Genomic DNA, 12,716 nt, shown 5'->3' with positions numbered 1-12,716 from the left:
CGCTACGAGTGCCCCTGATTAGCCAAGTTAATAACTTTGTAACAAGCTTTAACATCTAGGTTATTTCGCCTAAAACATTGCTATGATAAGTAATATTTCGACCTCACATTACACTCATAAGAATAATATTAAGCGAGCCACGATGCACAGATTAGCCTTATCAACCAGTATTGCCGCGATGTTATTGTCGACAGCATGTTTTGCCGATACACACTCAAATGCACAGTTTATTAATGATGCTATTTTGCCACCAATTCATGCATGGCAAGGTAAGAGTGAGTCATTGTTGGTGGCAAGTGATCACCCATGGGTAACGCCATTTGAACAACAAAATTATCTTAGCAGCCCCAGTTATGCCGACACAGTCAGCTGGTTTGACAAACTTGTGCAAAGTAGCCCAATGCTTAAAAAAGTCAGTATAGGCAAAAGTCCGCAAGGGCGAGATATTTGGATGATTATCGCCTCTCAAAACGGCGCAGCAACCTCTGATCAATTAAGCGAAAACAATAAACCCACTGTGCTGGTACAAGCAGGTATTCATTCTGGTGAAATAGACGGTAAAGATGCCGGCATGATGTTGCTGCGCGACATAGCCCATGGCAACAAAAAAGCCTTATTAGACAATACAAACCTGCTTTTTATTCCTATTCTGTCGGTTGATGCCCATGAGCGAAGCAGCCAATATAGTCGCGTTAATCAACGCGGCCCCATCAATATGGGCTGGCGCACAACAGCGACAAATCTTAATTTAAACCGAGATTACGTCAAAGCAGATGCGCCTGAAATGCAGCATGTGTTAAGCGTCATTAACCAATGGCAACCTGACTTGTATATTGATGTGCATGTCACCGACGGCATTGACTATCAATATGATGTCACCTTTGGCTATAACGTTAAGCAAGGTGCTAGCCCGAAGATATTTGCATGGCTGGATAGCACTTATAGACCAGAAATTGAATCAGCTTTGTCAGCCAATGATCATATTCCAGGTAAACTGATATTTGCCAATGACAATACCGACATGCACAAAGGTGTGTCTTACTGGAACCCAAGCCCTCGTTTTTCAAATGGTTATGGTGACGCACGACATTTACCGACAATCTTAATTGAAAATCACAGCTTAAAACCGTTTAAACAACGCGTTTTAGGCACCTATGTGATGTTAGAGCAAACCTTAAAAACGGTAGGAGAACACAGTAAAACCTTATCGGCGGCTATTCGTCAGGATCAACAACGGCTTGCCAGTAATATAGTGTTAACCTGGAAAGATCAGCCCCAAGCAGCATGGGACTTTAAAGGTATTGATTACAAGCTTGAAAAAAGTGCTATCAGCGGCGCAAATGTCGTGCGCTGGACTGGAGAGCCTAAACTTTATAAAGACCTGCCTGTTGTGGGAAATACTAAAGCTGACATCCGGGTGACCCGCCCTAACGCCTATTATATTCCGTCACAATGGACTGCCGTGATTGAAAAATTAGCATTACACGGTATCGAGATGACAACGCTAACTAAGCCGATAACGATCACCGCCGAGCAGTATCGCTTTGAGCACCCTAAATTTGGCCAACAGGATTATGAAAGTCGTCAAACAGTAATGGCCGATACCATCAGTGACACAGTCAAAGTCACACTCGATGCTGGTACAATTAAAATTAATACCGCACAACCACTTGGCAACTTAGCCATATTGTTGCTTGAGCCACAGGCTGAGGATTCATTATTCTTCTGGGGATTTTTCAACACCATTTTTACTCGTACTGAATACATTGAAGATTATGCAGTTGAGCCTTTAGCGGTAAAAATGCTCGCACAAAATTCACAATTAAAAGCTGAATTTGAGCAGGCATTACAAGATGAAAGCTTTGCCAGTGACAGTGATGCAAGATTGCGTTGGTTTTATGAGCGCAGCCCATATTACGATCAACAATATCAAGTGTATCCAGTCTTAAGAGAAGTCCAATAAACACGAAAATATCGCCATCGAAAACATCGATGGCGATATTTTTATCAATGTTATATGAGACTAGATGATTTAGTGTCCACGCTCAATGTCACCTCCAGTTGACGCAGGAATACGCCACCATAATCTGTTGTCATCTAAAGGCGTTGTTTCAGGTAAATGAGGGTTAGTTAATTCAAGAATATGTGAGTGACTAAAACGACTTAGTGGGAAAATATCCGCTGTAGTCGGGTGTTGCTTAATAAAAGTAGCCAACTCACCACTATCAATAAGACGATTTAACCCCAAACTAAGCCGCTGCTTTAATTGTTCATTTTGCTTACTGACGAAGAAATACATAGGTAATGGATAGCGCAATAAAAGAGGCTCATATGCTATCAATCCTTGATTACTAGGCGCGCTCAATTCAGCATAGACCTCATTGAGCCCTCGGGGGAAATAATCACAGCGCCCCTGCTTTAACATTGAATACATTAAATTAAAACTAATAATACGTTCAACATTGTAGCCATTAAACTCTAATATATCTGAATCAGGCCACTGAGACCCCTGACAAGCTTTGAGCTTTTTTAATTGCTCTGCTGTCTTAATTGATTCAAATAACGTGAGATTAGCCTTATCGATAACAGGGACTCGAATACCTAACAGCCCACCGATAAGGGGAATAGCTATTGCGCCGTACTGTTGCTCTCGCTCAACATTAGTCCCTGCCCAAAACACATCTAACATATCGCGATCAAGTAATTGAAAGCCCCTCGACTGTGACACGTTAATATCTACGGTAACCACATCAACCTTGCCAAAATCAGCTTCAGTGCTTTGCAACACCTTAAGTAATAAATCTTGGTAATAAATATGGCTTAGGTTATCTGCTGATTGTGCAGATTCTGTTCGAATAGTGTCTTGTGCCAGCGCATAAAGCGGGCTTGTTAGTAAAAAAAATGCTGTCGCTAGCCGATAAAAAATCATAAGCAAATTACTCGAAATAAGTATTAATAAACATTGAGATCGCCTAAAACTAGCGAACCATCTTACTCGTTCACGCGTATATTAATATGCACTGCTTTTAATTAAGTCTAATTTTTTAAGTCTTGGCAATTTTTTTACTTCAATTTCACGCTTGGTCGCACTGCTGCGGCAGCTCAATGACTCTTGATACACCAATGTTAGTGGACCTTTACCTTTAAGGTACTTTGCAGCCAAAGGGCCTGATGACTGATGCTCAGAGAAACGTCGAGCGACATCAGTGGTTATCCCTGTGTATAAATGCCCATTGGCACACTTAATTATGTATAAAAACCAATATTTTGCTGATTTTTTTTGCTGCATATTTGCTAAAAACCTTAAGTTGGATCATAAAACACTACGATTATCATGGCATACTAACCGACAATTTTATCTTCTCACCACTTGGTGATGACAACCCTGCTTTTAAAGGAATATCTGATGATAGCAACTCAAGACCCTTGTGCTCAACCTACGTTATTACACCCAGATGACGCTATGGTACAGCTACTTGAACAAGTTGAAGCCACTGAAGACTCTGAAGTAGTTGAGTTATCACACTCTATCGGACGAGTATTAGCAGAAGATCTTGCGTCAGGTTTAGATTTACCTCCTTTTAATAATTCTGCGATGGACGGTTACGCAATGCGATTTGCGGACTTAACACCAAATAAGTCAGAAACCACACTCACTTTAGTTGGCAGCTCATTTGCTGGTCACCCTTATAGCGGTAAAGTCACTGCAAATACGTGTATTCGGATCATGACAGGTGCACCTGTGCCACAGGGTTACGATACCGTGCAAATGCAGGAAAAGGCGGTGACTAATGGTGAAGCCATTACTATTACCCACCCAGGCAAGCATGGGGCAAATGTACGATATCGCGGCGAAGAACTGCTTTCTGGTACCAAAGTATTATTTAGCGGCACACAAATTAGAGCCGCCGAAATGGGCGTGTTGGCAACAATAGGCATCAGTAAAGTCAGAGTGAAACGCGTTATAAAAGTCGCCTTCTTTTCTACTGGCGATGAACTTCGTCCGGTTGGTACAGAGCTTGCGCCAGGACAAATTTATGATTCAAATCGCTATTCGATTCAGGGACTCATGGCCAAAGCGAATGTCGAATGGATAGACTTAGGCGTAATTGAAGATGATAAAGAAGCGATTCGCGCTGCATTTAGAGATGCTGCCGAATGTGCCGACATGGTAATAACCTCTGGTGGGGTGTCGGTGGGTGATGCGGATTACACTAAACAAATTCTATCCGAAGAAGGTCAAATCACCTTCTGGAGACTGGCGATAAAACCCGGTAAACCTTTTGCTTTTGGTAAGTTAGGTAAGGCTGTGTTTTGTGGCTTACCCGGCAATCCGGTTTCATCTATGGTCACTTTCTATAAATTGGTGTGGCCTATCTTAAATAAAATGCAGGGTTTACCCCATAAAACACCGCTAACTTATCAGGCAAAATTACTCACCCCTATTCGCAAACACCCGGGGCGTGTTGAATATCAACGTGGTGTATTAACTCAAAACACCCAAGGTGAACTAGAAGTATCTACTACCGGTGGGCAAGGCTCTGGTATGTTAACGTCAATGAGTATTGCTAACTGCTTTATCAACCTAGCTCAATTCCAAGGTGATACAGAAGCAGGATCTATGGTCACAGTAGAACCCTTTAGTCATGTGTTAACTTAGGAGTTGATATGAGCCAATCCGAAGATAACGCTATCAGTGCTAATTTGTATCACGACGAGATATTGTCAGACAACGAAATGCTGCGTTACAGTCGCCAAATATCGATTAAAGCAATGGATATTGATGGCCAAGAAAAACTTAAATTAGCTAAGGTACTGATTATAGGCGCTGGCGGATTAGGTTGTGCCGCAAGCCAGTATCTTGCTGTTGCAGGTATTGGTGAGATTACACTGGTCGATTTTGACACAGTTGAATTGTCTAACTTACAACGCCAGGTTTTGCACCAGGATGCCAATATTGGTCAGGCTAAAGTTCACTCTGCCAAACAAACGTTAACTCAACTCAACCCACTGATTACCGTTAATGCGATTAACGCTTTACTCGATGATCAGCAAATCAACACGCTCGTTTCTACCCATAGCCTGGTATTAGATTGCACCGATAATGTGATGGTGCGCGAACAACTTAACCACAGTTGCTTACAGCACCAAATACCGCTTGTTTCTGCGGCGGCGATTAGAATGGAAGGCACGGTGACAGTATTTGACTATCAACCCAATACACCTTGCTATCATTGCTACAGCCAACTTTTTGGCGAGCAACACCTAACCTGCGTAGAGTCAGGCATTCTAGCTCCAGTAGTCGGTTTGGTGGGGTGTATTCAAGCAACCGAAGCAATAAAAGTGATTACTGCAATGGGGCAACACTTAGTGGGTAGAATATTGATGATCGATGCGATGACGATGGAGTTTCGCGCAATGAAACTGACTAAACAGCCTCATTGTGAGGTGTGCGGTTCACCAACCAACAAACTTAAATAGCGGTTTAAACTGTAATATCACTGTCAGTTATAGGTAAAGTCGCATCTGTATTGGTCAGATTAGATTGTTGGTCTAATAACGCCCGTTCAGCTTTAGACACATACTGTGGTTTATTCGCAGTATGTAGTTTTTGATTGGCTTTTTTGGCTTTAGCTTTAAGAGTTTGGTTGATTTTCTTTTTTCGGTTCATGGTGATTTAACTTTTAAATAGTTTTTAAACAATAACTTGATACTCACTCAAGTCAAAAGGCACTTGCTGAGTATACTGCTAGCGAGTATTAATCATCAAAGCCGTAACATCTTAATTCAAGTAAACTTAACGCGTTAAGTTACCTCAAAAATACGGCTAGACTCGATATGGTTAGGCTATTACAACGCTGTTATTAATCTTGTAACACAACCCATAACGCATGAATTAAGCCTGGTACAAAGAAGAAAATACACAGCAAGATATTAATCAATAAATCCTTACCTGCGCCTTTTTTCAAAAAAACGCCAACTGGCGGCAACAATATAGCAATAATTACCAGTAATAATTTGTTGGTATCCATAAAGTGTTATGTCCTGATTTTGATAAATTAATTTACCGTATTAGCTTACACATGTGGCAACGGGTTTACTACATCAAAAAACAACTCAAGGCACATTGCGCTCACTAGGCGCTGTAAATGCACTAACAATGAATAGCTAAAGCCTAAGGCTTTTGCGGCCAGTCAAGTTCCGCTGGCAATAACCACTCATTTAGCAGGCAAGTTTGCATCGCTGGTGCGAGGAACTGCTGACCTTGATGTGGCACTTGTGTAAATTGATATTCTTGCCCCAAATAACAAAAATTTAATTGGTAAGCATGCAAGTAACAACGATCATCAATAGCTTCACCATAAAGGCTATCACCTAATATGGGTACACCAATACTGGCTAACGCCACTCTGAGTTGATGGGTTTTACCACTGTGAGGCTTAAGCAAATAAGCCCGTATACCCGCCCCAACTGAAGTTGAATAAAACTGAGTAATAGCCGGATTATCTTTACTGCGTAACAGTTTATACATACTGCGGCGCGCTTTAGCCATATCACCAATCACCCAACCTTGCTTCTTTTTAGGTTTTCCATTGGCGATTGCTAAGTAGTATTTTTGAATTTGATGAGCGGTAAACATCTGCGTAAAACGGTTAGCGGCTTCGGGATTTTTAGCGAGGATGAGTAGCCCTGATGTTGGGGTATCTAAACGGTGCACCGCAAAGAGTTTTATACCGAGATCAATCTCAGCTTGGGCAACAACACCGGCAGAGCCGTCTTGGCTATGAAAATGCACATTGGGGGCTTTATTGATAATAATAAAGTCATCTTGTTGGCTAATAACTTGATACATGCTCATACCGCAACAGTTCGCTTATTTAAAATGGATACTAACTAATAATCCAGGGTGATTATCCGACATTTCAATACTGGCTTGATGACGCGATAAAATAGCTTTAACCATAGATAAACCTAAACCAGTGCCTTTAAAATGACGGCTAGGGTCAAGTCTGACGAGTCTTTCAAAGACGCGTTCTTTATCTTCATCAGCGATACCTGGGCCATTGTCGGCAATTTTAATCCACTTACCATGCTGTTCTATATGAATTTTAGCGCCTTCTGGTGAATATTTTATCGCATTATCGACCAAATTAAACAATGCCTGAAACAGCAAGTGTTTATCCCCTTGTATCACAACGTCTTGACGCAAATCAATGGTGAACTGTTGTTCTTTGGCTTCAGCTAACACATCTGCCATTTCATATAAATCCTGGCAAATTTCTTGTAAATGCACCGGCTGTAAATCAAGTAACTGCTGACCTTCTTCAATTCGTGTTAATGACAACATGGCATCAAAGGTGGCCAAGCAGTCATCTAACTCTTCTAGCAACTCTGCGCGAGCATCGGCAAGCTCAGATTGAGGTTTGTCAGCAAGCTGCTCAATACCTATGCGTAAATGAGACAGCGGTGTACGCAGGTCATGGGCAATATTGTCGGTTACGCCCCGGACGGCACGTAAGTTTTGCTCTAAGGTATCTAACACCCGGTTAAACTGCTGCGCCAACATATCAAACTCGTCTTGCTGGCGTGAGACAGGTAATCGCGTGTCATAATGCCCCGCTTCAATTTGTTCACTAAGCTGATTGTATTGCACTAATCGACGCAAAATAGCCTTAGAAAAAATATACCCCAACGCCAAAGTTAAGCCCAATGTGAAAGCGACTGCCCAAAATGCCGCATTAACAAACTTTTCAATTAACATCGCTAATTGATCCGTTCGAGTCGCAATTAATACCGGGCCGTAATTGGTCATGGCCAAGCCGCCGGTCAAAATGTGTAGCTTATCAGGCCCGCCGGTAAAAATGGGAAACTGGCGCGTTTCGGGTAACAGAGGCATGTTGTCAGGTAAAAAAGTTAATGCGCCGACCATATCGACGCTATTTTTCCAGGCAATTAAGGCAGTTTTGGGATCAGATGCTTGAATTTGAGCTGCAAAGCTACGCCGATTAACGGTCAAAGCTAATTGCTGATAACGTTGCATCTCAGCAGCTAGATGATTATCGACTTGATTTTCTTGCTCGATAATCAGTTGTCTGTATAAGCTAGAAATCAGCATCACAATTAAAATTGTCACTAAAGTAGAGAAAATTAATGTGATGCGCCAAGCGCTACTTTGGTAAGGCTTAATGCCCTTTGCAAAGACGATATCCAGCACCTCTTATTGTTTCAATTAACTCACCGTGTCCCAGTTCTTCAAACTTACGACGCAGCTTAGCAATATGCACATCAATCACATTGGTGCGGGGATCAAAATGATAGTCCCAAACTGCTTCAAACAATAAAGTACGGCTAATTATCTGGTTAGGGTGTTCCATTAAATACTTAAGCAATTGAAATTCTTTAGGTTGCAGCATTAACTCTTTACCATCTAAGGTAACGTTACGGGTTAACAACTCCATTTTAAGGCCGCCGACCTCGAGATCGGTGGTCGTTGGTGCAACTACATTTCGTTGGGCTAGCTTTTCTGCGCGCACCAATAGCTCAGCAAATGCAAAGGGTTTGGTCATGTAATCATCCCCCCCCGCTCGCAAGCCTTTAATTCGCTCATCAACGTGGCTTAAGGCAGATAAAATTAACACCGGTGTTTTATTACCGCTAGTACGCAGCGCAGACAACAAGGTCAAGCCATCAAGCTTGGGCAACATTCGGTCTAACACAATTAAATCATATTGATTATGTTTAGCCAGTGTTAGCCCTTCTTGGCCATCTGTTGCACTATCAACACTATACTGTTGCGCGGTAAACCCTTCTGCCACATATTTCAATGTTGTGGCATCATCTTCAACGATCAAAATACGCATAGTCATAGTCGCAATTAATCCCATTTAAGTAGTGGTAATGGACGGAGATTCTCAATATCGAAAGCGATGATTTTTTTGGCTTCGTTACTGAGCATTTGTAATTCAAGATAGCTAATTGATAGGTCGTGGTCTAAATCAGCCTGCAATAAAAAGCCGCTTTGATTAAGCGTAGCTAAGCTCACCAAAGAAGAAAAAGAAATATTTTTTTCACGCATCAAACTAACTGCATGAAGTAGTTCAATGTCGCGCCCCTCATAGGGCTCGCTGGCTTCTTCAAGCAGCGCACCATTTTGGGCACTAAATTCAAATTGATAAAGCCGTTTCGATTCAGTGTTAATCGCAGACAGCAGATACACGAGTTGGTCATCTTCAATATTGAGGCCAAAGCCACACAAGGTTCCCTTGTCCTGTTGCTCCCAATGTTCCATCACAGAAATTGGCGTTAACAAGCCTTCTTGGGAAAGTAATGATTGTATTGATGGTGTGGCCATCGACACAAAAGGGAACAAGTACAGTGCAAAGAGCAGCCGAACCATTTTAAGCCTCGAATATAAAAGAATGCGTACCGTGATACTTTACCTAAGTCCTACTAAAGACCCAAGAAATGTAAGATTAATAATTGATCATGCAAGCAAGCGATGCTTTAGCTTTCAAGGCCTTTAGGGCTATTCAAACAGCATAAAATGGCAATCCACAGGCTCTAAGTTTAAGTTTGTAAAATTTGGATTTGATCAGACTTCAATGCCACTGTGGTTTTCTGACCTTGAACTAATGCGAGTTTATCGCATAAGTGCGTCGGGATATCCGCATTAATGACTTGCTCGACACCGGCAATACGGGCAATAACCCGAACAGATTCACCCATAACCAGTAAAGATTCTATTTCAACATCTAATTTATTAATACTTTTACATAAGCGACCGCTGGTAATGGCATTAAATCGAATACCCTGATTAGGGATCACCCAGCGCACTTGTTGTCCAATAGTCATTTTAGGTGCGTTTTCAATCGCTATTTGATGCTCGCCAAAAGCCAGCCAGGTCATATTTCGCCCCGACTCTTGGGCGATGACTTTTGCATCAAAAATATTACGTAATCCCATTTGCCTGGCAACGGCTTCATTACGCGGATGAGATAACACTTCAAAAGGCTTACCTTGCTGTAGCATTTGCCCCTGGCTAATCAAAATCATTCGGTCAGCCAATAACTGCGCTTCATGAATATCATGGGTCACCATGATCACTGGAATCGCTAATTGAGATTTTAATCTGGCCAGTTCAATATACAGTCTTTCGCGGGTTTCTCTATCGACAGCAGAAAAAGGCTCGTCTAATAGTAATACCGCTGGCTCACGGGCTAACGCTCTTGCTAACGCAACACGTTGACGTTGTCCCCCTGACAGGTTCGCAGGTAGACGATCGGGTAATCCCTCAAGATTAACTCGCTCCAACCAATCTAATGCCCGCTGTTTACGCTTTGATTTAGGAACATGATCTAATCCCGCCATCACATTTTGGATCGCACTAAGGTGCGGAAATAAGCCAAAGTGCTGGGGAACATAACCAATATGTCTCTGTTGTGGCGTTTTATAAACCTTTTGTTGGCTATCAAACCATACTTGCTCGCCATAAGTTATCTTGCCCGACTCCGGCTTACTCAAGCCAGCAATCATGCGTAATAACGTTGTTTTTCCGCCGCCAGAAGGGCCAACAACCGCTAAGACCTCTCCCGCTTTACAGCAAAAATGGGCTTCTAAGGGAATGGGTAGCAGTTGCGATAAATCACAATGTAAATCAGCGACCGGAGCTGCCAAGATGACCTCCTAATCGCCTTGATAAACTGGTGGTTAATGCTAAGGCGCTAATTGCAAATAATAACAGCACTAAAGACATGGTACCTGCACCATCAAAATCAAAAGCTTGCACGCTGTCATATATGGCAATAGAAATAGTTTTTGTTTCCCCGGCTATGTTGCCACCCAGCATCAACACCACACCAAACTCACCTAATACGTGGGAAAAACACAGCACTAAAGCGGTTAACACCCCAGGCCATACCATAGGTAGCTCCACTTTAAAAAATAAGGTGAGCCTGCTCATTCCACAACAGTCCGCCGCATCTCGAACGTCTGTGGGAATCGTTTCAAACGCACGTTGAATGGGTTGTACAGCGAAGGGAATATTGACCAATATAGAAGCAATCACCAAACCTGAAAAATGGAACACCAACTGCTGACCAAACAGCTGTTCAACCCATTGGCCTATTACACTTTGATTACCCATACCCACCAGCAAATAGTATCCCACCACGGTTGGCGGTAACACTAAGGGCACCATGATCAAGGCTTCAACCCATGACTTGCCACGAAACTGGCGATAAGCCAAAGCCCGTCCAACAAACAATGCCAATGGAATAAGAAATAACACAGTTACACTGCTGAGTTTGACCGACAGCCACAGCGCTTGCCAATCCATATTAATCTGGCTCCATCGTATTTGATGGTGAGATTATACTACTTTGTGAGGATGATGCCTCAGGTACTTTAAAACCATATTGTAATAAAATTTGCTGCGCTGAACTTGATAACATATAGGTATAAAATTGTTGTGCAGTGCTAGAGGCGGTTTTCATTAATACCATACGTTGATTAATTGGCTGATAAAGCTCATCAGCAATGGCAGCATATTGACCTATACGTTCAAAATTAGGGGTTAATACTAATGACAATGGCACTATACCGCCCTGAGTTGAACCACTAACGGCAAATTGCGCCGCTTGAGAAGCGTTTTCACCTAGAATGATATGCGGTTCAATGGCCTGCCATAAGCCTTTTTTAATTAGCACTTGCTTAGCGCTTTCGCCATAAGGGGCATGCACCGGGTTAGCAATCGCAAAGCGTCGTAATTGACCAGACTCAATTAAGGAGGCTAATCCAAGTAATTGTTTATCAAGCTTTAGCGGGGAGTTTTTAGGGGCAGCTAAGGCTAAGCGGCCCATAGCATAAATGTGGCCAGCATCTTGAGTGACACCTGCTTCAACTAACTTGTTTGGATACAGCTCATCGGCACTGAGCAGCAACTCAAATGGAGCACCATGCAAAATTTGCGATACAAAATTACCTGACGAGCCATAACTTAATCTCACCGAAAGCCCCGTATCTTGACTAAACTGCTTGGCAATATCATCCATCGCAAATTTAACGTTGGCCGCCACAGCAATCGCGGGGCTATCGACGGCATTAATAGCCAATACCGTCAAGCTGTTGAATGTAAGCAGCAGCCCAAAATACAGCAACCATTTTTTACCTAGCCAAGACGGTGACAAAGTCAAAATACACCGACTGAATATATTTTTTTGCTTGGTGTTGTCCATTGTGATCACTTTATCCGCTAGTCTTTTTGCCACATTTTAGCGGCTTGCTCATCACTGTCACGGGCATCAACCCAATTGCTGCCATTACTGCCAGCCTCAAGTTTCCAAAAAGGCGCTTTTGTCTTTAAAAAATCAATCAAAAATTCGCACGCTGTAAAAGCCGCTTTGCGATGGGCACTGGTCACACCGATAAACACGATCTGCTCACCTAAAGACAGAGTGCCAACACGGTGGATAATGGTGACATAATTAAGCGGCCAACGCTCTTTTGCTTGCTGAGCAATTTGCATTAGCACGGCTTCTGTCATACCAGGGTAATGCTCTAACGTGAGATCTGTAACCGGATTACCGTCATTAAAATCTCGTACTTTACCCACAAAAGTCACTACGGCGCCGTCGCTATTATCACTGGCAAGTAGGTTATATTCATCAGCGACATTAAAGTCTGCTGTTTGAACTTGCACTTTAGCTTGCTGGGTCATA

General features: G+C 42.5%; 15 protein-coding genes. 3 read left to right on the top strand and 12 right to left on the bottom strand.

Annotation, left to right across the window (positions count from 1 at the left end):
• Positions 1 to 142: 142 nt before the first annotated feature.
• The gene (locus tag FJ709_RS00485; protein ID WP_404829988.1) at positions 143 to 1,963 is read left to right on the top strand and encodes a M14 family metallopeptidase; all 1,821 of its coding nucleotides are present in this window, start codon (positions 143 to 145) and stop codon (positions 1,961 to 1,963) included.
• A 69-nt stretch (positions 1,964 to 2,032) separates the two neighbouring features.
• On the opposite strand, the gene FJ709_RS00480 is transcribed toward FJ709_RS00485, so the two are convergent.
• Both FJ709_RS00480 and FJ709_RS00475 read right to left on the bottom strand, forming a co-directional pair.
• On the bottom strand, positions 2,033 to 2,929 hold the full coding sequence (locus FJ709_RS00480) for a substrate-binding periplasmic protein (protein ID WP_226412430.1): 897 nt from the start codon (positions 2,927 to 2,929) through the stop codon (positions 2,033 to 2,035).
• Positions 2,930 to 3,010: 81 nt separating this feature from the next.
• Positions 3,011 to 3,289, bottom strand: a complete 279-nt coding sequence (locus FJ709_RS00475; RefSeq protein WP_226412428.1) for a GIY-YIG nuclease family protein — start codon at positions 3,287 to 3,289, stop codon at positions 3,011 to 3,013.
• A 117-nt stretch (positions 3,290 to 3,406) separates the two neighbouring features.
• Between FJ709_RS00475 and moeA the strand changes: the two genes are divergently transcribed.
• Both moeA and moeB read left to right on the top strand, forming a co-directional pair.
• Positions 3,407 to 4,660 carry a molybdopterin molybdotransferase MoeA gene (moeA, locus tag FJ709_RS00470; RefSeq protein WP_226412426.1) on the top strand — a complete coding sequence of 418 codons (1,254 nt, stop codon included), beginning with the start codon at positions 3,407 to 3,409 and terminating at the stop codon, positions 4,658 to 4,660.
• 8 nt (positions 4,661 to 4,668) lie between these two features.
• The gene (gene moeB / locus FJ709_RS00465; protein WP_226412424.1) at positions 4,669 to 5,481 is read left to right on the top strand and encodes a molybdopterin-synthase adenylyltransferase MoeB; all 813 of its coding nucleotides are present in this window, start codon (positions 4,669 to 4,671) and stop codon (positions 5,479 to 5,481) included.
• A gap of 4 nt (positions 5,482 to 5,485) precedes the next feature.
• Here the strand turns inward: moeB and FJ709_RS00460 are convergent, their stop codons facing one another.
• The 10 genes from FJ709_RS00460 to moaE all read right to left on the bottom strand — a co-directional run bounded on the left by FJ709_RS00460 (position 5,486) and on the right by moaE (position 12,715).
• Positions 5,486 to 5,671 carry a DUF2986 domain-containing protein gene (locus FJ709_RS00460; RefSeq protein ID WP_226412422.1) on the bottom strand — a complete coding sequence of 62 codons (186 nt, stop codon included), beginning with the start codon at positions 5,669 to 5,671 and terminating at the stop codon, positions 5,486 to 5,488.
• 193 nt (positions 5,672 to 5,864) lie between these two features.
• Positions 5,865 to 6,032, bottom strand: a complete 168-nt coding sequence (locus tag FJ709_RS00455) for a YqaE/Pmp3 family membrane protein (protein ID WP_226412420.1) — start codon at positions 6,030 to 6,032, stop codon at positions 5,865 to 5,867.
• A gap of 143 nt (positions 6,033 to 6,175) precedes the next feature.
• Positions 6,176 to 6,853, bottom strand: coding sequence for a TIGR01621 family pseudouridine synthase (locus FJ709_RS00450; RefSeq protein ID WP_226415789.1), 678 nt, complete (start codon positions 6,851 to 6,853; stop codon positions 6,176 to 6,178).
• A 21-nt stretch (positions 6,854 to 6,874) separates the two neighbouring features.
• Positions 6,875 to 8,116 carry a sensor histidine kinase gene (locus FJ709_RS00445; RefSeq protein ID WP_404830031.1) on the bottom strand — a complete coding sequence of 414 codons (1,242 nt, stop codon included), beginning with the start codon at positions 8,114 to 8,116 and terminating at the stop codon, positions 6,875 to 6,877.
• 67 nt (positions 8,117 to 8,183) lie between these two features.
• Positions 8,184 to 8,861, bottom strand: coding sequence for a response regulator transcription factor (locus FJ709_RS00440; protein WP_226415785.1), 678 nt, complete (start codon positions 8,859 to 8,861; stop codon positions 8,184 to 8,186).
• A gap of 14 nt (positions 8,862 to 8,875) precedes the next feature.
• Positions 8,876 to 9,397, bottom strand: a complete 522-nt coding sequence (locus FJ709_RS00435; protein ID WP_226412418.1) for a hypothetical protein — start codon at positions 9,395 to 9,397, stop codon at positions 8,876 to 8,878.
• Positions 9,398 to 9,567: 170 nt separating this feature from the next.
• A complete protein-coding gene (locus tag FJ709_RS00430; protein ID WP_226412416.1) occupies positions 9,568 to 10,674 on the bottom strand; it encodes an ABC transporter ATP-binding protein in 1,107 nt (368 codons plus the stop codon).
• Positions 10,655 to 11,335, bottom strand: coding sequence for a molybdate ABC transporter permease subunit (modB, locus tag FJ709_RS00425; RefSeq protein WP_226412413.1), 681 nt, complete (start codon positions 11,333 to 11,335; stop codon positions 10,655 to 10,657). Before modB ends, FJ709_RS00430 begins: the two co-directional genes overlap by 20 nt.
• A 1-nt stretch (position 11,336) precedes the next feature.
• Entirely contained in the window at positions 11,337 to 12,266 is a 930-nt protein-coding gene (gene modA / locus FJ709_RS00420; protein WP_226412411.1) for a molybdate ABC transporter substrate-binding protein, read from the bottom strand.
• Positions 12,251 to 12,715, bottom strand: coding sequence for a molybdopterin synthase catalytic subunit MoaE (moaE, locus tag FJ709_RS00415; RefSeq protein ID WP_226412409.1), 465 nt, complete (start codon positions 12,713 to 12,715; stop codon positions 12,251 to 12,253). Before moaE ends, modA begins: the two co-directional genes overlap by 16 nt.
• Position 12,716: the final 1 nt, after the last annotated feature.

The organism is Shewanella glacialimarina (assembly GCF_020511155.1).
Classification (GTDB): domain Bacteria; phylum Pseudomonadota; class Gammaproteobacteria; order Enterobacterales; family Shewanellaceae; genus Shewanella; species Shewanella glacialimarina.
The sequence above is the reverse complement of the archived record's forward strand: the minus strand, read 5'-3'. Positions and strand labels throughout refer to the sequence as shown.